The following is a 19,608-nucleotide window of genomic DNA, read 5'->3' on the forward strand; positions in this document are numbered from 1 at the left end:
CCTGTCAAGCGAGTTACCGAACCCGCTACAAAACCCATAGCTCCAGAAAGTTATTTTTCAAGAAATCCTTAAAAGACTTTTCCGCTTCATCCTAAATTCGGTAGTTCAACCATAAGGTACATGAAGATATTTGCACTAAGAAACGTTCGCCTTATGTTTATTCCATAAATGCCGGAATAACTCGGCTAAACAAAGAATAATCAATCCCGTAACGATCCCGATCAAACCTTCGTAAGCTTTCTCGTGCAAATCCAGATAACGCCATAATATGGCGGCCGCCAAACCGCTCGCGACTGCCGCAAGACTCGCGAATTGAGTGGGCCGCATTCCCACGCATAGCACCAACAGCAAAGGCGCAAAGGCGCTTGCCAATCCGGACCATGCCATGATTACCAAGCTGAAAACACTATGATTATTTGCTAAGGCACCGAGTAAAGCCAAGAATGTCACGACAACGGTTACGCCTTTGATCAAATACTGGTTTTCGATTTGATGCGGCAAGATATCATGAGTCAACGCCGCCGAACAGCTTAACACTACCGAATCGGCAGTGGACATAGTGGCTGCGAATAAACCCGCTAAAATCAAACCGACCAGGGCTGGAGACAACAACTCCATAGCCATCGTCGGCAACGCCAACTCGGCATCGAAAGCCTCCGTATCGACCAGATAAATGCGGGAAAGTAGCCCTACGCCGGTAGCCGCCAAGTAAAACGCAATATACCAAAGGTAATACCACAAACGTGCTTTGTTCATACTGGCGGTATCGTCAAGCGTCATGAAGCGCACCATGATATGGGGCTGACCGATGACCGACAATCCGGCAAAGAGCCAACTGATTGCGAATAATAAACCGCCGGCAATACCTGGTAAGGCCAAAGACTTGGGGAACCAGTCTAAAAAACCGTCAATTGCTTGCATTTGCATTAGGGTCGATTCGATCCCACCCAACGCCTGAGTGGCTGTCATCAATAACACACTCATTGCAACGATCATCACTATCGATTGCGCAGCATCCGTCCAAATAGAAGCTCGGATACCTCCCGCGAAACAATACAAGGTAACTAATATGCTACCCATAACCGCTCCTGCCCATGACGGCCATCCGAAAAGCACATGCAATGCCTTGCTACCGGCGACCAGTTGTGCGCTGGCGTAGGCCAATAGAAAAACCAACGAAATCACACCGATAACCCGTTGCAGCGCCGGCTGATTCCCCCCTCCGCTCCAGACGCTAAGCACACCGGCGTAACTGACTTCACCGGTGGTTGTGGCCGCTGCCTTAAGTCGTTTATGCACCAATAGCGATGCTAAAAAATCTCCGGCAATCCATCCTATCATCAACCAAATGGCAGCGAGTCCGGTGGCATAGGTATAACCGATAACGCCGATGAACATATAGCCACTGTTATTCGTAGCCACCGCCGATAAACCAACCAGCCAAGGCTTGACATTGCCGCTGGCCAGGTAATAATCTTGCTTGGTGCCACGGCTTTGCCAATAGGACGCCAAGCCAATCAGCGTAAACAGCAGTAAAAAAAAACTAAACGAGAGAACCATTAATACTCCTATCTGGCCGAAAAACTCTAATTTTCAGGAGGTGCAGGGTATTCGGCAAAGGAGTAGGAGAGCACTGCTGAACAGACACTCCTCGCACCGTCACCAAACTTGAACGATTTTTTAGCATGAATCTAAAAAGAGCAGTCGGCAGGTGTTGTAGAACGTTCGTACTGAGCCAAGTCGAAGCATGAAGCGATCAGGGTGAACGGTAATTTGAAGCACTCAACTGCTCTTTTTACTCCCTTTTGATTGAAAAACCGACTAAGAATAAAAGGTACGGGATGTGTCTATCGAGGACCGCCGTGAACCCATCCATGGGGGGCTTGACGGCAGCAATCGAGCGCCAGGGATGGCGTGAATGCAGATTTTGCATTTACGCTACGGATGGCGTGTATTAGGGCAATGCAGGAGCAATTGCCGAGGAGCAAAAATCTGCCCTGCTACCGACATCCTCGCTAGCCACACCCCATACCTTCACAAAGTTAGCTAATTTTTGAGTATAAAGGGAGTAGATTGAAGGGATTAATCCCGTATAGGTAATTTCACCATGGTCTGTTACGAACACCATTAGACTTGTGTTAAGCAAAGGAAGACAAGAGTTAATGAGTGTTATCTTCGCCGGGCAACAACCCGATAAACGGCTCAAAGTCTTTTAACGCCTGCAACGCAGGGTCATCGGCAAACTTATCGCGATAATCCTCAGTGCGTTGCAGCGCCTCGGATAAACAGTGAACGGCCTCTTCATATTGATTCAATGCGGTATACGCACAAGCCAATTGGTAAAAAGCATGGCCGTTTTCAGGGTCGATTTTCAACGCTTGCTGACATAGATTGACAGCCCACTGCGGCTCCCCCATATCGAGTACCGCATCAGCCTTATAAGTTAATGCTTCGCAATCCTCGGGACGCAATTTTAAAATTTGATCGTAGATGGCGATTTTATTGGCCAAGCTGCTTGCTTGGCCTGCCCTGAGCCACAGTGATTGCACATCTTGCGTCCGCTCGATATCCTCGCCGATTTTCTCAATCAATTGTGCTTCTTTGTTAAGTTGTTGCTCGACAATTGCCAAACGCTCTTCGTATTCATGGACCAGTTTCGATACTTTCTTATCCGCCATGGACTGTACACGCTCTTTGATATCTCTGAGCGAGGTCCAACCCAGCAGCACCAAAATAGTACTGGCACCGGCAATCAAGTAGAAAAAATAAGTGACGGTATTGGTGGCGTAAGTGACGCCTCTATCGACCGAGCTGAGCTCTCTATCCACAATTTGCTGAATCAGCTCATTCCTCTGCGCTGCCATGTCCATACGCAACTGCTTAAGTTCATCCAGCATATAGCGCTCGATGAACGGACTATATAAAGGCTTATCCAAAGACTCAATCGCATCTAAGCGCTCTTGAACCTCTGATTCATCGTCGACGGCCTCGCCCATCACGGAACAAGGCGCCAGCACGATCAACACCATTAACATTCTAAGCATAAATCGACTGGTCGGCAGCAGCGATAAAAGGCCGCGGCTCGATAGCACGTATAGCCTTGCGACTGCAAAGATATTCAGGACGAGGCGATAAACCGCAAAACGGCCATGTGACTCGATTACTGATCGCGTTATAGACGAAAAAGACATTGGAGCGAGGCCACGGGGTGATATTACTATTCGAACCATGCATGACATTGCTGTCGAAAATTAAGACACTGCCAGGTTTTCCGATAGCCGATACAATGCCACCATCGGCAACCAAACTAGCCAAGCATTCATCGCTGGGTATCCCGTACTCCTGCTTTTTCAACGAGACCGAATAATGATTCTCCGGCGTTTCTTCTTCGCAAACGACAAATTTTTTATGCGATCCGGGAATCAACATTAAAGCCCCGTTACGCTGGTCGTTTTCAGTCAGAATAATGGACATGCTGAGCGCACGCATTCTGGGCATGCCGTCTTCCACATGCCAGGTTTCAAAGTCGGAATGCCAATTAAATTCCTTACCACGAAAACCCGGTTTATAGTTTAAGCGCGACTGATGAATGTAAACCCGATCATTCAAAAGATGCTGGGCCAACCCCGCTAAACGATTATCGGCAGCTAAACTTTTAAAGACCGGACTGATTTCATGAATTTTAAAGAGTGAACGGATTTCGTCGCTGGATAATTCAGTTATCGCTTCCGCTGAGGCTTTTATCTCTTTATCGTCATTCAAACGATTGAGTTCTTGCCTGAAACAATCGACTTCCCGCTCATTAAAAACATTATCAAGAATAAGAAAACCCTGTCGTTCATAACGAGCTTGCAAGTCCTCGGTAATAAGGCTTGGGTTAGCGGTTTGAGCATAAACCACAGGGTCTACGCGTTGAATTATTTTCGGTTTATCACCGTTACGAGATTGATAAACATCTTCGCTTTGTTCGGACTGTTCGGCTTTCTCGGTAATCATTGAACATTTAACCCATATTGATTAAAGACTTCACGACAACAGATACCCCCGGTCATCGGTCATTCCCAACTTACGCAGGGCTTACCCGTACATCTTAAGTTTATTGAAAAAAGACGGTTAAACCATTCATTGCTCGACTGACTTGCCATGAATGGCTTAACCATGGACGAAAGTTGACTTGCGACTCGCCTTAATCCGCTACCGCTCTAGCTGTCAACTCATAAGCACCTTAAGCATTCGGTCATAAATAACTTCCCTATTTTTGGAGGGTTCGGCTGCTCGATTGACAGGACGCCGTGAACCCACACCTCATACCTTCATAAAATTAGCCCTTTTTTGAGTACAAAAGGAGTAATGTATCGTTTTGGCCAAACTGAAGAAGGCGTTCAGCAGCACCATCATGACGCGAGGCATATTGCAATGCCGTGATCATGAACCTCCACCAGATGACTATGCAAACTTTTGATCGCGTCAGTGTAGGCATCTTCATCGATCACAAACTGCATATCGACTTGACGCATTGACTGGTGCATCGCCAACACGCTGATCTGCTTCTCGGCTAGTGCCGAGACAGTTTTGGCCAAAATACCCGGGATTTTCATATCACTGCCGATGGCGGAAACAATCGAAACTTTTTGCTGATTGATTTCGGCATCCGGATAGATCTCTTGCAAGGCATCGCGGATGCGGCGGATTTTTTTCAGACTGGCAGATAAGTAATGGGTAATGGTGTTAGCATTAATGTCTTTGGAAACAATATGCGCTCTGAAGCGGTGAATCAGCGCCAGGATTTCCCGGTCGTAATTGTGAATCTCGCCGGCCATGTTTTGATCGAATACTTCGAAAGCATAGACACCTTTACATCCGGCGATAATCTCTACGCAAGGCTTACTGCTGACATAGTCGCCGGTGATCAGTGTCCCGGCATGATCCGGTTCAAAGGTGTTTCTGACGCGTAGTGCTATCTCGTTCTGACGCAAGCCTTTTGCCGCCTTGGGATGAATCGCCTCCATGCCCAGGTTCGCTAGTTGGTCGGCCACATCGTAATTGGTACGGCCAATCGGCACGGCCTTATCTTCACCTACCAGACGCGGATCAGCGCTGCTGAGATGAAACTCCTTATGAATGATGGCTTCATCCGCCTTAGTCAGCACCGCAATCCGGCTGAAAGTCATTTCACTGTAGCCCCGGTCAAACGTTGACATCAGGCCGTCAATACTGTGCGCATAGCCCGTGGCGATTGGTAGCTGCCGGCTCAGATCGATCTCAGCAAAGGCTTTTTTAATGCGCTCGTCGAGCGTCATGTGTTTATCGGTCCGCCAACCGGTCAGATCCACAAAGACAGCGTTAATACCGTCTTGTTGCAGCAACTGGACAGTGTTCCACGCACTGTGCGCCTCACCGATACTAGCCAGCATTTCCCGAACGGTAGAAAGATGTGCATCCAGTGAAAAATGACCATGCTGACAAAGACGCTGCAAATCGGCCAGACAGCGTTCCGTGTCATCAAGCCGTTCGCCAATGAACGCGTCGGCTTTTTTGATGGCTTCAGCAGTGTCAAAAATGTTGGCATTGATTGCAAACATTTCTTGCTTAAGTGTTACCAACGAAGCCTGCCAGCCGGCATCGTTCAGACTGTTGGCAAACTGACCATAAATTCCGGCATGACCGTTTTTTTTGTGCTCCAGCAACATATCGGTGATGCCACCGTAGGCGGAGACCACAAAAATACGCTGATACAGATCCTCACGATGGACAGGCTTGAGAATGATATTGTCGCGCACTGCGACATAATCACTCATGGATGTGCCGCCGATTTTTTCAACGGTGTGAAACGTCATAACGTCCTCTCTTACTTCGGGCATGCCGAGGGCCTCTACCGCCCTGCCATGATTGAAAATTAGTCACTGACTGTTTCGGCTTCCAGTTCATAGGCACCTTCTGCGTTGTGTACTTCCTTGCCGTTTAGAGGCGGATTAAAAACACAAGCCAATTTCAGTTCCTTGAAGGCACGCAGAATATGCCGATCGTGTTGATCCAGGTTATAGAGCGTGCCTGGGGTGATAGAATACTTCTTGCCATCGTCCAGCGTTTCCACTTCGCCTTCACCACTGATGCAATACACCGACTCTAGGTGATTCTGGTAATGCATGCGAAAATCGGCACCGGCGAAAATGGTGGTGATATGAAAGGAATAGCCCATACCGTCATCCTTCAGTAGCATTCGGGTGCTTTCCCAGTTGCCGTCAGGTGAAACGATGCGTCTGTTAGTCTGCTGTGCGTCTTGTAACTGTCTTACGATCATTTTAGTTCTCTTCAGTAGATTCTCGAATAGGCTGGTTGGCTCAGCGGGCTTTAGGATTTCGTGAAAAATAACGTCCTGGAGCCATGCGTTTTGTAGCGGGTTCAGTAACTCGCTTGACAGGACGCCGTGAACCCAGCACCTAAATTATCCAAGATAGTTAACCATAGCCAATGGGTTATGGAAATTAGGTGCTGGGTGAATGCGTCCGTGTAGTCTTGACGGCGGATTTCCCTGCCGCCGACACCTGTCAATCGAGTTACCGAACCTGCTTACCGTGCATTAAAAATAGGGAAGTTATTTATGGCCGAATCCTTAGTGACCCGCTCTGCTAACCTCTTTACTGACTGAGTAGTCGCCTTCAAAAAAGTCTTTTCCTTCTGGGATTGTGTCTGCTTTATCACAGACCTCTTTAATGGCTTGCTCCAGAATGTCGATGCCTTTTTCCAGCTCCTCATCTGTAATGATCAGCGGGCACAAGAACTTCACGACATGATCGTCCGCGCCACTGGTTTCAATAATCAGACCTTTCTGAAAACATCTGCGGGTAATCTGACCGGCCAAATCACCGCTGACACAGTTAATACCCCGGAACATACCTCGCCCATGCGAGTTGAAGTTACCCTCGCCATACTTGGCGACAATAACATCTACACGATCGGCAATGTAACGACCTTTGCGCTGGACATCTTTGGCAAAGCTGTCGTCTTTCCAGAAGTGATCAATAGCCGCCTTGGCAGTGACAAAAGCATGATTGTTACCTCGGAAGGTACCATTGTGCTCACCCGGCGACCATTGATCGATTTCAGGTTTCATTAACACGATAGCTAACGGCAAACCATAACCGCTCAGCGATTTCGACAAGGTCACAATATCAGGATAAATTCCGGCTTCTTCAAAGCTGAAGAAAGTGCCGGTGCGACCGCAACCGGCCTGGATATCATCAATAATCAGCAACACATCATGCCGTTTGCAGATTTCCGACAGGCTTTTTAACCAAGTCATTGAGGCGGCGTTGATACCGCCTTCGCCCTGAACCGTTTCAACGATGACGGCAGCCGGCTTATCGACGCCACTGCTGGAATCCGACAGCATTTTGTCGAGCAAATTGGTGGTATCGAAATCATCACCCAGATAGCCGTCATAGGGAATACGGGTTGAGCCATGCAAGGCGATGCCGGCACCGCCACGGTGAGTAGAATTTCCGGTAACCGACAGTGATCCCAGCGTCTGGCCATGCCAACCATTAGTGAACGAAATAATGTTTTCACGACCGGTTTTTTTGCGGGCGATCTTCAGTGCTGCTTCAACCGCGTTGGTGCCGGTGGGGCCGGTAAACATCACTATGTAGTCCAAGTTCCGAGGCTTAAGGATGTACTCATTAAAGCTTTCCAAAAACTCACCTTTGGCGCGGGTATGCAAGTCCAAGCCCTGCGTGATGCCATCATTCTGGATATACTCAAGCAACTTTTCCTTAAATACCGGGTGATTGTGGCCGTAATTTAGGGAACCTGCACCAGCGAGAAAGTCCAGATATTCATTGCCTTCATGGTCATAGATTTTTGCGCCTTGGGCACGATCAAACACGCGTGGAAAAGCGCGAGCATACGAACGCACTTCTGATTCAATTTCTTCAAAGATTTTCATTCTAATTCTCTCCTGAGCAAGATGGGATAATAGTGTAGTGAATTAAGCCTGAACCGCTTTGAACGGCCCAACCTTCACCAGCATTTCGGTTTCATGTTGATCTGCAAAATGGCGTGTCTTATCAAACATCACAGCACTGCCAATTTGGGTGTCCAGTTTTTTTGCCAGCCCTTCAAACAGGGCCCATGAGGCCTTATTATTCGGGGTAATGGTCGTCTCGATTCGGTTAATATCCTGATTGGCCGACCGCGCCAGTATGGCTAAGAGCATCCGCGTGGCAAGCCCTTGGCCCCGGGCTTTTTCGCCGACAGCCACCTGCCAGACAAACAAGGTATTCGGACGTTGCGGAATACGATAACCCGAGACAAAACCAACCAACTCATCGCCAATTTTGGCCGCCACCGCCGTTTCAGAAAAATGGCTGCTCTGCAGCAAATTGCAGTACATCGAATTGGGATCTAGGGGCGGACACTCGCTAATCAGTCGATGCACCTGCGCTCCGACTTCGGCAGTAGGCTGACTAAGTGTAATGATCGGCAAGGCAGTTTTATCAGACAACATATAAATAACTCTATTATTTAGATTTCTGTGCAATTAACTCGGCTTTAACTAAATAAGCCGGTCTTGAATGTGATTTTTATTAGCCATTAGCACGAATATCCTGGCTTCATTGGAAAACATAATATATAGTACACTAAATATTTTAAATGTCCAGGCCGCGTACTTTTGCCTAAGATTAATTAGATGTCATATAAATTACAGCAATGGCTTTGTAACGCGACGGAATCTTTATTAGCTAGATTGGTGATCAATGATGCAAAACCCGCAACCACACACACCCCATTCGCTGGATACGCTCGATTTAAATCCGGTTGAAAAGGAGCATTTGCTGAATCAAATTGAAGAAGTGCTGGTCGCATTACGCAGAGTCATACGAGCCACCGACTTACACTCAAAATATCTGGCAAAAACCACCAGCCTGACCGCGCCGCAGATTCTTTTATTGCAAACGCTGCGCGCCAAAGGTCAATTGACCATTGGGGAGCTAGCTCAGGACATGAGTCTCAGCCAGGCGACTGTGACAACAATTCTGGATCGCCTGGAAAAACGCCAACTGGTGTTCCGGCAGCGCTCCCAGACAGACAAGCGAAAAGTCCATGCCTACATGACTGAGGCGGCCACGGAAATGCTAATAAATGCCCCTATCCCTTTGCAGGATCGCTTTACACGAGAATTCAGTAAACTACAGGAATGGGAACAGTTGATGATTATTGCATCACTGCAGCGTGTTGCTCAGATGATGGACGCGCAAGACATCCCTGTTACTAAAGAAGCGTTTGATTTTCCGGTTTAAGCTCTAATGATTCAGCTCAGCTGCAACCCGCATCACGCTCTTTCCCAAGCTCCAGTTTGGGAAAGACAACCCGGAAGCGCAGCCGAAGGGCTCAGGGCAAGAGCTTCCAGAGACCGACATAACCTCCGCACATTCTCAATCAACCCCAACTCGCTCGTTCAGTTCAATCTTTTTTGATTGCCGGGAAGCTAGAGCTTCCTGAACAGGTTACCCAAGCTGGAGCTTGGGTAACAGCATAAAGGTATATTTAGCCTAGCTGCCCCCGAACATCAATAAACTTACTTATTGATGTTCTTTACTGTGAAAGTTCGCCGTTTTGCATTCCTTATCTAATTTTCGATATAAAAAAAACCAATGTCGGTTCCGAAGAGGGGGCGGTTGCTCGACCGGCAGGCGTCGGCGGCAAGGACAGCCGCCGTCGAGCCTACACGGACGTATTCACGGCGTCCTGTCGGGCGAGTGACCGCACCCTCCGTCACCAGCGAACTTTCATTTGCCGGGGCGATGGCTAGGCCTTCATGAACGTTACTGTGAAAGTTCGTGGATTTAGACTCATTATCTAATTTTTCGATATACAAATCTCCGTTCCGGCAATTCCGGTTCCGGAGAGGGTGCGGTTGCTCGACCGGCAGGCGTCGGCGGCAGGGAGCCGCCGTCGAGCCTACATGGACGTATTCACGGCGTCCTGTCGGGCGAGAGACCGCACCCTCCATCACCAGAGAACTTTCATTTGCCGGGGCGATGACTAGGCCTTCATGAACGTTACTTTTTCAACAAGAAAAACAAGCCCAGGAGCGTCGTCAACGAGTAGCTGAAACCGAAGATGATCGATATCGCCGCACTCTCCTCTGCCGGTAAACCGGCAAACGATAAAACATATACGGCAAACATTTCTCTCGTCCCCCAATCCGAAATAGAAATAGGCAATAAAGTTAACCCGGCGAAAATCAGCGGTAATAAGGTAAACAGTGTAAACGGCAGCTTCGGGGCGCCCAAACCGAAAGCCGCCAATAAAAAGCCAAGCATCAACAATAATTGAATCAACGACGATAACTCATAATGCGACTGCCCGAGACTCATGACTTCACAGATTTTATTACGATCCATCAGGGCTCGAGTTTTCGTAGATAACACGACTCTAAACAGAACAACACCAGAAATCGATAAGATCGCCAGACTTTGCAGCAACGTCGCAGCCGGAATCATTTCGGCAAATAGCGGCCAATTCAACGGCAAGGTCAGTAGCAGTATAAACACTAAAGCAACCAATCCCGACAAGCGGTCAAGTACTTGGCTACCGATCAGCGATTGATTATCCCCATAATCTTGAAGGACTTTGAACCGAGCTACTTCGGAAAAAATCAACGGCGGCCCGATTTGGCCGCTTAACGCACCAATCCATATTGCTTTCAAATAATCCGCATAAGCAGCCTCAACATTCAATTGTTGAGCAATGAGCCGCCATCGGTAAGCCATCAACATCAGCACGGCAATATGACAAACCACCAAGAGCAATCCAAACGCAGGATTAAAACCACGCAAAGTCTGCCAGAGTAAATCGCTATCGGTTTTATTCAGAATAATCACCAACAAACCGATAGCAACAAACCATCGAAAAATTACTGTTAGCCACTGTTTTGATTTATGCATCATATCCACCCACTATATTGAAGGAACAGCGTTTATCTTCAGCGATCAATGGACTGTAAGCTGTTTAGCTCAGCCTATCTAACTATCTTGAAGATACGCTCATCAACCCGGAACTGCATTACATCCCTGAAATTTTACCGTTGCCGAAAAGTAACAATCCGCCCTCCCAACACCTAGGAACGCGCCCTTTTATAATCACGACTCAAATTGAATGATCATGTTTTTCTCACCGATTATCATTGACTCGACAAACAAAACGCTTCTTTACATAAACGTTCAAAAATCGTGAAGCATTGCCCCCACGACCGACCTTCAAAACATTGTTGCTCCCGAAATCTGTGCCGTAACGCCGACTCGCTAATCAACCTTGCTAAATGAACTCGCAGCGCATCAACATCGCCGGCGACAAACAAAAAGCCGTTGACTCCATGTCGAACAATTTGCCCGGCTGCTCCAGTCTCGGAACAAACGATCGGCAGACGCATCGCCGCCGCCTCGGCCAGCGCGATGCCATAGGATTCGTAATGGCTCGCCGAGACAAAAACATCCGAAACGCGCATCAATTCCGCGACCTGCTCCGAAGTCAGAACACCTTCGTAATGAATCCGATCATGTAGATTCAATTCGCCGAAAGACTGCCAAAAACGTTGCGTAAATTCCGTATTAACGCTATCGCTGCCGCAGAAATGCCATTGCCACGACCACTCGGTCAATCCCGCCAGCGCTTGAAGAATATCGAGATGGCCTTTTTCCGGCAATAAATTGGCGACGCTTAGTATGCGAACGATTGAATCATTAGCTTTTATAGGCAGTAATTCGGGTTTGAATGCTTCGTCTATGCCCGGCTCGCATAAGCCGACCCATTTGTTTGGAAACCGTCTTTGAATCTCGTCGAAAACCGCTTGCCCGGTCGCAATGACAAAGCGCATCGACTCGATCGTTCGGCATTCAATCTCGCGCCAAACGGCCCGATCGCGCGCCGCCGCCAACGGGTTCATAGACGGCAAATAATGACATAAAAGACAACAGGGACTGTTCTGCAGACTTTCAGCCATGCCCGCCAACTCTCGCCAGAATAGACTATCCCAAATCAACAACTCGAAATTTTCCTGCCACTCTGCCAGTCGTTCGCGATCGATAGCCGAGACAGTGACCGAATGCAACGGAAAACGGCACAGGCGTACTTGATGTAGTATATTCCGGTTATAGAGATTGCCCCCCGAGGTTTCACCAAGGGGCGGATGCAACAACGCTATCTTCATCGCAACACTCCGAATGAATTCGACACCATGATAACGGAACCCTTGATACAAGCTAAATTGATTCGTTGGAGCAACCTGCATTCGACAGTCTTGTTAGCGGCCAGCACCGCAATGCTGCTGTTCTCATGGCCTATTGAACTACTGCTAGGCTCTGCGGCGTTTTCATTTGCCTGGTTCATTGTTCGCGGCCCAGGCAATTGGACATCAATAGGTCAATTCGGCCCGGCCAATGCCGTGACCTTGTTCCGCTTGCTGCTGATCTTTAGCTTGACAGCTTTCGCCGACCGGCCCGACTTGATAATTCTCCTGGCATTACTGATTCTATGCCTCGACGGCATCGACGGCTGGTTGGCCCGTAAATTCAATTGCACATCGGAATTCGGCGAATATTTCGATAAAGAAACCGATGCTTTTTTCATGCTGGTGTTGTGCTGGCTGATCGTGCTCGATCAACGCTTGAGTTTGTGGATACTCATACCAGGATTGATGCGCTATGTATTCGTGTGCTTTTTAATGCTCGCAAAGCCGCCAGCCTACAAAGAACAACAAACAACCACAGGCAAAGTTGTTTTCGTCGTCACGATGCTGGTTTTAATCGCCTGTTTTACTGACTATCCAGCGATCTACCACCCTTTGGCACTCGCAATCACGTTGCTGCTCTGCTATTCGTTTATCGCCTCGATCCGCTTGATTTACCGCCCCGCCTGCAATGATAAATAAGCTTAAAACCCGACAAGCGGCCGATTCGGCCGATATTCGCGCTTTTTTCGACCGCATCGCCGGCAGTTACAGCGAAGCGCACGGTCGCGCCGACCGCCTTTTAGCTTACCGTCTTTCAATCATCCGGTCATTGCTCGGCAAACAACGCGGCGCATTGCTCGAAATCGGCTGCGGCACCGGCCTGCATTTATTCGAATTGGCCGGCCTATATGAACAAGCCATCGGCACCGATCTTTCGCCGAATATGATCTCGGAGGCCGACGCGTTGCGTAAACAGCATCCGAATCGTAAAACCATTCGGTTCACGGTCGACCCGGCAGAACAATTAAAGACTATCGAATCCGGGCAAATCGATACCGTACTGTGCGTCGGCGCCTTGGAACACATGCCGGACAAACCGAGAGTGCTTAGGCAAATCGCGCGCGTCTTGAAACCCGGCGGCGAATTCATCTGCCTAACCCCGAACGGCGCTTATTGCTGGTACACAGCGATTGCCCGCAGATTTCGCTGGGACACCCGCCACTTGAGCAGCGACTGCTTTGTGACGCGTCAAGAGCTTTGCGGGTTACTAAACGACGCGGGACTGGCTCCGGAAACGATAGGCTATTGGACCTTCATCCCAAAAGGTGACATGCCTTCGCCTATTTATTGGCTGCTGTCCGGTTTGAATATTATTGGTGAAAGGCTGAAAATACAGGCATTGCGCGGCGGAATATACCTAAAAGCAGTTTTTAAGGAGGGGCAAAGCAAGGATGCCTACAAGGCTGAATAATTCATGATGACGTGAAGTAGCTCAATGCAAAGCGGATAATGGATATGCTGTTACCCAAGCTCCAGCTCTCGCCGTTATACACAAGTACCGGTAAAGGTGCTAAACAGAGTTCGTCGTATACCTGGAAACGGTGCTGTTTGATAAATCTGCGGATATTGAACATCAGTGGCTTCGAAATCGCGACGAAGGCGTCGCTCCCACAAGGGGGCGGATGCTCTGTGGGAGCGATCCCCAGATCGCGATTTCGAAGTCGGGAACGTTGGGCGACAAAAAGTGGTATCGAAGCCTCATTAGCTAAGATTGCAAAACAGTAATTTTTGACTTATGTATAACGATGAGAGCTCCAGCTTGGGTAACCCGTTCAGGAAGCTCTAGCTTCCCGACAATCAAGAAAAATTGAACAAGCGAGTCGGGGTTGATTGAGAGTGTGCGGAGATTGTATCGGTCTCAGGAAGCTGGAGCTTGGGAAAGAGCGTGATGTGGGTTGGCCGTTTTTAGCTTGACGCGCATGGCTTGCGAACCCCTTCTTGCTAAGGATATGTTGGTCTTTGGGCTTTAACTGAAGAAACTTGCTAATCAGGTAACTTAATGACAGTAGGAGGTGAGGTAGAACAATTCAAGGCGGATAATGTTCCTGTATTTTCCGCCTTCACTCCTCCTGTGCCGCTTAGCAATTGCCGAAGAACTAAATCAGCCTCCCACTAAACTCTCAGTGCGCGCCGAACGGACAATGGATGCTTAGCGACGGCCTGATGCTGATGTAAGCCGACTATTTCGCAGGTACCGCCTGATCTTTGATACTCGGCGCGAAAATAATAGATAAATTCCAATACCGTGCTATCGATCAAATTGGCTTCACTCAAATCGAAAATCACTTGCTTGGCTTTAGGTAAAGTGCCGGCCATGCTTTTTAGCGCAAGAAAGTTTGAAAACACAGCGGCGCCGTGGACCTGTACATGAAAAATGCCCGGTTCTTGCTCATCAATACGATAGGCGACCTGAAAAATCTGAGCAGGTTTTAGACCACGCAAGCCATGCAGCGCCAGCTCACAGACAATACCGATCAATACTCCCAGCAATAGATCCGTCAGTAAAATACTGATTAGAGTTATGATAAACACCACAAAATGGCCAAAACCAATACTTAAAGTTTTAGCAAACTCCATCGGAGAGGCGAGCCTAAATCCCGTATAAACCAACAATGCCGCTAATGATGCTAACGGAATCTCTTGTATCAGATTGGCGCCTAAGCTGATAAATAGCAGCAGGAATACACCATGAAAAAAGTTCGACCAGCTGCTTTGCGCGCCATAACTGATGTTTGACGAACTCCGCACGATTTCCGCAATCATCGGCAACCCGCCAACCAGGCCACAGAGCGTATTACCCATGCCGATGGCCATCAAATCGCGGTTCAAATCGGAACAACCATGTTTGGGATCTAACTTGTCCACCGCCGCAGCGCTCAACAAGGTTTCTAAACTGCCGATAAGGGTGATGTTAAAAACGCAGAACCAAAATTTAGCCGTGCCGATCAGAGCAAAGTCCGGCAAATACAGCGCATCCATCGGATTGCTTGGAAGATTGAGCAAAAAAGTAGGACCAATTAAAAACTCGCTCTGTGTCAAAAACTGCGTTACTACAGAATGATAGCGGTGCACATGATCTAAATTGAAGTAATGCGTCAACAGCAAACCGGAAAACAAAACCCAAAGCGGTGCCGGTAACATACGACTGAATTTAAAAGGAAGACGAGGCCAAAAGATCATGACGGCTAAGCCGATCAAGCCAATCATCGCAATCGGGACATTCATATTGATCACTGCCCTCGGCAAAGCCATCGCTTGATGCACAATAGAGCCTGCCTCCGCCGGAACCCCAAGCAAAACATAACTTTGTTTAACCAGAATAATGATGCCGATGGCAGCCAGCATCCCGTGTACTACCGAGGAAGGAAAAAAGGCACTGAGTTTACCTGCGCGCAATGCGCCCAGGGCAATTTGGATCAAGCCCGATAACACGATCGCCGCCAACGTATAGGCAACGCCGGCGGCAGTATTGCCCGCACCTAAGGTATGCACGGAATCCAACACCACTACGATTAAACCGGCCGCCGGACCGTTGATCGTGAGCTGGCTACCACTCACACGAGACACCAAGAGCCCACCGATGATAGCGGTAATCAGGCCGCTCATCGGAGGAAAACCCGAGGCCATCGCGATACCTAAACATAGCGGCAAGGCAATCAGAGAGACAAAAAAACCAGAACGAAGGTCTTTATAGACAAGTGCTTGAGTCATGAGGGTTATGAAAAATAATAGGTTTATGATAACTGCCCAATAGACTATCCTTTCGGACCACTTTAATCTAATATATTATTTCTGTATTTTCGTTATATTTTATATATCGATACCGATAATACTGCCCCTTTCTCTCCTATGTTGCTCAATTGAAAACTCATGGCCATCTTGAACTATCACCACCTTCGTTATTTTTGGGTCATCGCCAATGAAAACAACTTGACCCGTGCAGCAGAAAAACTGCACATCTCACAATCCGCATTAAGTATCCAGCTGCGTAAGCTCGAAGAAAGCTTAGGGCAAAAATTATTTGAACGCGAAGGCCGGCAGTTGATCTTGACCGAAGCCGGCCACATTGCCTTGGATTATGCTCAAGCCATTTTCCGCGCCGGTGATGAGCTGTTAAGCGTCATGCAGCGCCGCGAAGCTGGAAGCCGGCTTTTATTACGTGTCGGCGCAGTTTCCACCCTATCGCGCAACTTTCAGTTGGACTTGATTAAACCGCTGCTGGCTTTGGAAGATATTGAGTTGGTGCTGCATTCCGGCAGCCTTAACGCCTTGATGCAGCAAATGCAGGAACATACCCTGGACTTGATCTTATCTAATCGTCCAGCTCCCGATGCCCTGGATCGAAACTGGCAATGTCATTTGCTCGATGAACAGCCAGCCAGCCTAGTCTGTCAAGCGCGGACGACCCCGGTCAACTTTCGTTTTCCGGAAGATTTACACCATGCCGGATTATTCGTGCCCAGCATGGAAAGCGAAATTCGCACCGCTTTCGATTTTTTGCTCAACCAGGCCGGCGTTCGGCCCAAAATCATCGCGGAAGTAGATGACATGGCCATGCTCAGACTCCTGGCGCGTGAATCCGGAACATTAACACTGGTGCCGCCCGTGGTGGTACGTGACGAATTGCTGAGCGGCCATTTAGTCGAATGCGTGCAGATCGCGGAAGTCAAGGAACGTTTTTATGCAATCACCCCTGAACGTCACTTTCCAAATCCGCTACTGAAAACCCTATTTCAGAATTTTACGCCTTCCAATCAAGGGAAATCAGAACAAAAAAAGGGGTCAGGTTGAATTAATAATTCAACCTGACCCCTTTTTTTGTTCTAAATCAAGTGAGAATGCTCAAACTGGGAATTGCTGGATATTGACCATGCACTTTGATCATTGGCAAATTTTCCTATAATATCCAGCTTTGTTTAACAACAGCGTTAATGATGTCGATCCTTGTCGCACGCCATTCAGCCAGTATTGGCGAGTTTCGCATTAGCGCTCGAACTCAAACTAAGGAAAAAGACCATGTCCGGCTATGTTGATGAAGTTGTCATTCCGTATGATCGCGACCTTGGACCGGTCCTATTCGAGCATTACGGCGCCGATACCGCAAGACGCGTCGCCGAACAAGCACCGATGAACGTGCTGGAAATCGCCGCCGGCACCGGCATCGTGACCCGTCACTTGCGCAACTTATTGGCGAAAGAAGCTCGCTTGACCGCAGTCGACATCAGCGATTCAATGATGGACGTGGCTAGGCAAAAGTTTCATCCGGGTGAACAGGTCACCTTCCAAAACGCCGACGCCACCACACTGCCGTTCGATGACGAAGCCTTCGATGCCGTCGTCTGTCAATTCGGCATCATGTTTTTCGACCGGAACAAAGGGTTTCGGGAGGTTTACCGCACCTTGAAACCGGGCGGCCGTTATTTATTCCGCGTTTGGGACTCCGAACGCTACAACCCGTTCGCCAGTTTAAGCTTCGAAGTTCTTAAACGATACTTTCCCTCGGACACCCCGCAGTTTTTATTCGATCCGGTGTCCTGCCACCAAATCGACCCTCTCAAAGAACAATTGATTCAGATCGGCTTCGACCCTGTGGTCATTTCCGTGCAACGCCATGAATACGATATTCTCGATGTGACGGCGTTCGCGCGTGCCTTGGTGTACACGCCGGTGATCTTCGAAATCAGAGATAAGGGCGGCGTCGACCCTGAGGACATCGTGACGGAATTGGCCGAGGCCTTCAAAAAAGAGTTTGGTTCAAGCCCGATGCGCTATCCGATGCAAGCGATTCTGTTCGAGACGGAAAAGCCTAAGGTTTGATAACCTTGACCCTAAATTCGGCAGTTTAAGCATGAAGCCCATAAAGTTTTAATAGCTTATCCTAAGCCTTTTAGGGAAACAAAAATGAACTGGATAGGCAAAATAAGCCATTGAATTAACCTCTTATTCTTCTTGATTTTCATGGTGAACTGCTTTTTCTAGTTTAATACTTACCCAAATACCGTTGTGCACACTATGAAAACAAAAACCTTTACCCCCAAGTCCTGTTTAGCAACGCTGACACTTCTTTTGACGCAAAACCTGTCTTATGCGATGCCAGGCATGGACATGCCTGCCGGCGAAAACGCAAAGCCGCACCCGTTAGCGCAAAGCATCGGCGAGCCGATCAACTCCTCGGCTTCGGAATTTGAACTAACCTACAGCGCAGATGGCAAAACGGTCGTTTTCGTTTCGACTCGACCCGGTGTCATCGAATCACAAGGCAATCCCTACAGCTTCGACATCTGGATGTCTCACAACGTGAATGGCGTTTGGCAAACCCCGATTCATCTGGGACCAAGCGTCGACCCAACCGTGGGGCCGAACATCAATACCTCCGCCTGGGAGCTGGAGCCGAGTCTCTCCGATGACGGCAACGCTCTTTATTTCACCCGCTACGAACCGGGCAATCTGTCGACCGGCGATCTCTACGTGGCGCAGAAAATCGATGGTGTCTGGCAACCGGCCAGAAATTGGAATGATGTGCCTGAACTGCCTAACCTCAACACGCCGACCGGCGAAGAACATTGCCCGATCATCGTATCGGACAGCCTGATTTACTTCAGCTACCAACAACCCGGAGTCACACAAGACAGCGACATCTGGAAAGTCGAAAAGAAAAACGGCGTTTGGCAGAAACCCGAAAGCCTAGGACCGAGGATCAACTCCCCTTACCGAGACCATCTACATTGGACGGGACTATCGAAGGACGGCAAAAGCCTGATCATCACCAGCACGCGTCCCGACATGGGTTCGCGTGGTGGACACGACGAATGGATTTCCTATCAAAATCCCCAGGGCGAATGGCAAGAGCCCTTGAACCTGGGCGACACCATCAATACCGCAGGCGAAGACATGTGTTGGGCCTTCACGCCGGATGGCAAGAAATTTTTCGGCGGTTGGGGGCCGCAAGGCTCCTATGATATGAATGTGATGAGGGTCAACAAAGACGACGTGCCGTTGCTCAAGAACTTCGATCCGATCGGCCCGCCGCCCAACTTACTAGCCAAAAACAAAGCAAAAGCCGCCAAAACTGATTAAATGTCCCGTTGTTCCGTTAACCATTAAGCGTCCCGGCCTAAAACAGGCCACTAGGTAATGCGCCTCTGTACTCGAAGGCGACGACTGATTGCCAAGGATGGCATTAACCCAGCACCTAAATTATCTAAGATATACTCATCGTAGATGAAAATTCGGCCTCGGGCACTGCCGAAATTTGAAGTGCGAAAGGTATAGTTAACCATAGACAATGGATTATGGAATTTAGGTGTTAGGTTCAT

The 19,608-nt window shown here is 48.6% G+C and carries 17 protein-coding genes; 6 read left to right on the forward strand and 11 right to left on the reverse strand.

Going from position 1 to position 19,608, the window contains the following annotated elements:
• Positions 1–135: 135 nt before the first annotated feature.
• The 7 genes from ACINK7_RS18690 to ectA form a co-directional block, all read right to left on the reverse strand.
• Positions 136–1,560, reverse strand: a complete 1,425-nt coding sequence (locus ACINK7_RS18690) for a sodium/proline symporter (protein ID WP_404357614.1) — start codon at positions 1,558–1,560, stop codon at positions 136–138.
• Between the two features lie 599 nt (positions 1,561–2,159).
• Positions 2,160–3,044 (reverse strand): TPR end-of-group domain-containing protein, encoded by an 885-nt coding sequence (locus tag ACINK7_RS18695; protein ID WP_404357616.1) that lies wholly within the window; start codon positions 3,042–3,044, stop codon positions 2,160–2,162.
• A complete protein-coding gene (gene thpD / locus ACINK7_RS18700) occupies positions 3,037–3,996 on the reverse strand; it encodes an ectoine hydroxylase (protein WP_404357618.1) in 960 nt (319 codons plus the stop codon). The genes ACINK7_RS18695 and thpD overlap by 8 nt, the downstream gene beginning before the upstream one ends.
• Before the next feature lie 398 nt (positions 3,997–4,394).
• Complete coding sequence (locus ACINK7_RS18705) at positions 4,395–5,837, reverse strand: aspartate kinase (RefSeq protein WP_404357620.1); 1,443 nt, start codon at positions 5,835–5,837, stop codon at positions 4,395–4,397.
• Positions 5,838–5,896: 59 nt separating this feature from the next.
• Complete coding sequence (locus ACINK7_RS18710) at positions 5,897–6,301, reverse strand: ectoine synthase (protein WP_404357622.1); 405 nt, start codon at positions 6,299–6,301, stop codon at positions 5,897–5,899.
• A gap of 312 nt (positions 6,302–6,613) precedes the next feature.
• Complete coding sequence (gene ectB, locus ACINK7_RS18715; protein ID WP_404357624.1) at positions 6,614–7,945, reverse strand: diaminobutyrate--2-oxoglutarate transaminase; 1,332 nt, start codon at positions 7,943–7,945, stop codon at positions 6,614–6,616.
• 42 nt (positions 7,946–7,987) lie between these two features.
• Positions 7,988–8,506, reverse strand: coding sequence for a diaminobutyrate acetyltransferase (ectA, locus tag ACINK7_RS18720; protein WP_404357626.1), 519 nt, complete (start codon positions 8,504–8,506; stop codon positions 7,988–7,990).
• Between the two features lie 250 nt (positions 8,507–8,756).
• On the opposite strand from ectA, the gene ACINK7_RS18725 reads away from it, so the two are divergent.
• On the forward strand, positions 8,757–9,299 hold the full coding sequence (locus ACINK7_RS18725) for a MarR family winged helix-turn-helix transcriptional regulator (RefSeq protein ID WP_404357628.1): 543 nt from the start codon (positions 8,757–8,759) through the stop codon (positions 9,297–9,299).
• Between the two features lie 329 nt (positions 9,300–9,628).
• Here ACINK7_RS18725 and ACINK7_RS18730 read toward each other — a convergent pair whose 3' ends face one another.
• The 3 genes from ACINK7_RS18730 to ACINK7_RS18740 all read right to left on the reverse strand — a co-directional run bounded on the left by ACINK7_RS18730 (position 9,629) and on the right by ACINK7_RS18740 (position 12,211).
• The gene (locus ACINK7_RS18730) at positions 9,629–9,877 is read right to left on the reverse strand and encodes a hypothetical protein (protein WP_404357630.1); all 249 of its coding nucleotides are present in this window, start codon (positions 9,875–9,877) and stop codon (positions 9,629–9,631) included.
• Positions 9,878–10,061: 184 nt separating this feature from the next.
• Entirely contained in the window at positions 10,062–10,952 is an 891-nt protein-coding gene (locus ACINK7_RS18735; RefSeq protein WP_404357632.1) for a lysylphosphatidylglycerol synthase transmembrane domain-containing protein, read from the reverse strand.
• A gap of 233 nt (positions 10,953–11,185) precedes the next feature.
• A complete protein-coding gene (locus tag ACINK7_RS18740) occupies positions 11,186–12,211 on the reverse strand; it encodes a glycosyltransferase family 4 protein (protein WP_404357634.1) in 1,026 nt (341 codons plus the stop codon).
• Between ACINK7_RS18740 and ACINK7_RS18745 the strand changes: the two genes are divergently transcribed.
• Positions 12,191–12,931, forward strand: a complete 741-nt coding sequence (locus tag ACINK7_RS18745) for a CDP-alcohol phosphatidyltransferase family protein (RefSeq protein WP_404357636.1) — start codon at positions 12,191–12,193, stop codon at positions 12,929–12,931. The two genes, ACINK7_RS18740 and ACINK7_RS18745, sit on opposite strands and share 21 nt — an antisense overlap.
• Positions 12,921–13,703: a class I SAM-dependent methyltransferase gene (locus ACINK7_RS18750; protein ID WP_404357638.1), complete on the forward strand. Its 783-nt coding sequence runs from the start codon at positions 12,921–12,923 to the stop codon at positions 13,701–13,703. Before ACINK7_RS18745 ends, ACINK7_RS18750 begins: the two co-directional genes overlap by 11 nt.
• A gap of 701 nt (positions 13,704–14,404) precedes the next feature.
• Here ACINK7_RS18750 and ACINK7_RS18755 read toward each other — a convergent pair.
• Positions 14,405–16,003 (reverse strand): SulP family inorganic anion transporter, encoded by a 1,599-nt coding sequence (locus tag ACINK7_RS18755; RefSeq protein WP_404357640.1) that lies wholly within the window; start codon positions 16,001–16,003, stop codon positions 14,405–14,407.
• A gap of 159 nt (positions 16,004–16,162) precedes the next feature.
• Here ACINK7_RS18755 and ACINK7_RS18760 point away from each other — a divergent pair, with 159 nt between their 5' ends.
• From ACINK7_RS18760 to ACINK7_RS18770, 3 genes are all read left to right on the forward strand, one after another.
• Positions 16,163–17,083, forward strand: coding sequence for a LysR family transcriptional regulator (locus ACINK7_RS18760; RefSeq protein ID WP_404357642.1), 921 nt, complete (start codon positions 16,163–16,165; stop codon positions 17,081–17,083).
• Positions 17,084–17,308: 225 nt separating this feature from the next.
• Positions 17,309–18,109: a class I SAM-dependent methyltransferase gene (locus ACINK7_RS18765; protein WP_404357644.1), complete on the forward strand. Its 801-nt coding sequence runs from the start codon at positions 17,309–17,311 to the stop codon at positions 18,107–18,109.
• A gap of 195 nt (positions 18,110–18,304) precedes the next feature.
• Positions 18,305–19,369, forward strand: coding sequence for a TolB family protein (locus ACINK7_RS18770; RefSeq protein ID WP_404357646.1), 1,065 nt, complete (start codon positions 18,305–18,307; stop codon positions 19,367–19,369).
• Positions 19,370–19,608: the final 239 nt, after the last annotated feature.

The organism is Methylotuvimicrobium sp. KM1 (assembly GCF_044788715.1).
Classification (GTDB): Bacteria; Pseudomonadota; Gammaproteobacteria; order Methylococcales; family Methylomonadaceae; genus Methylotuvimicrobium.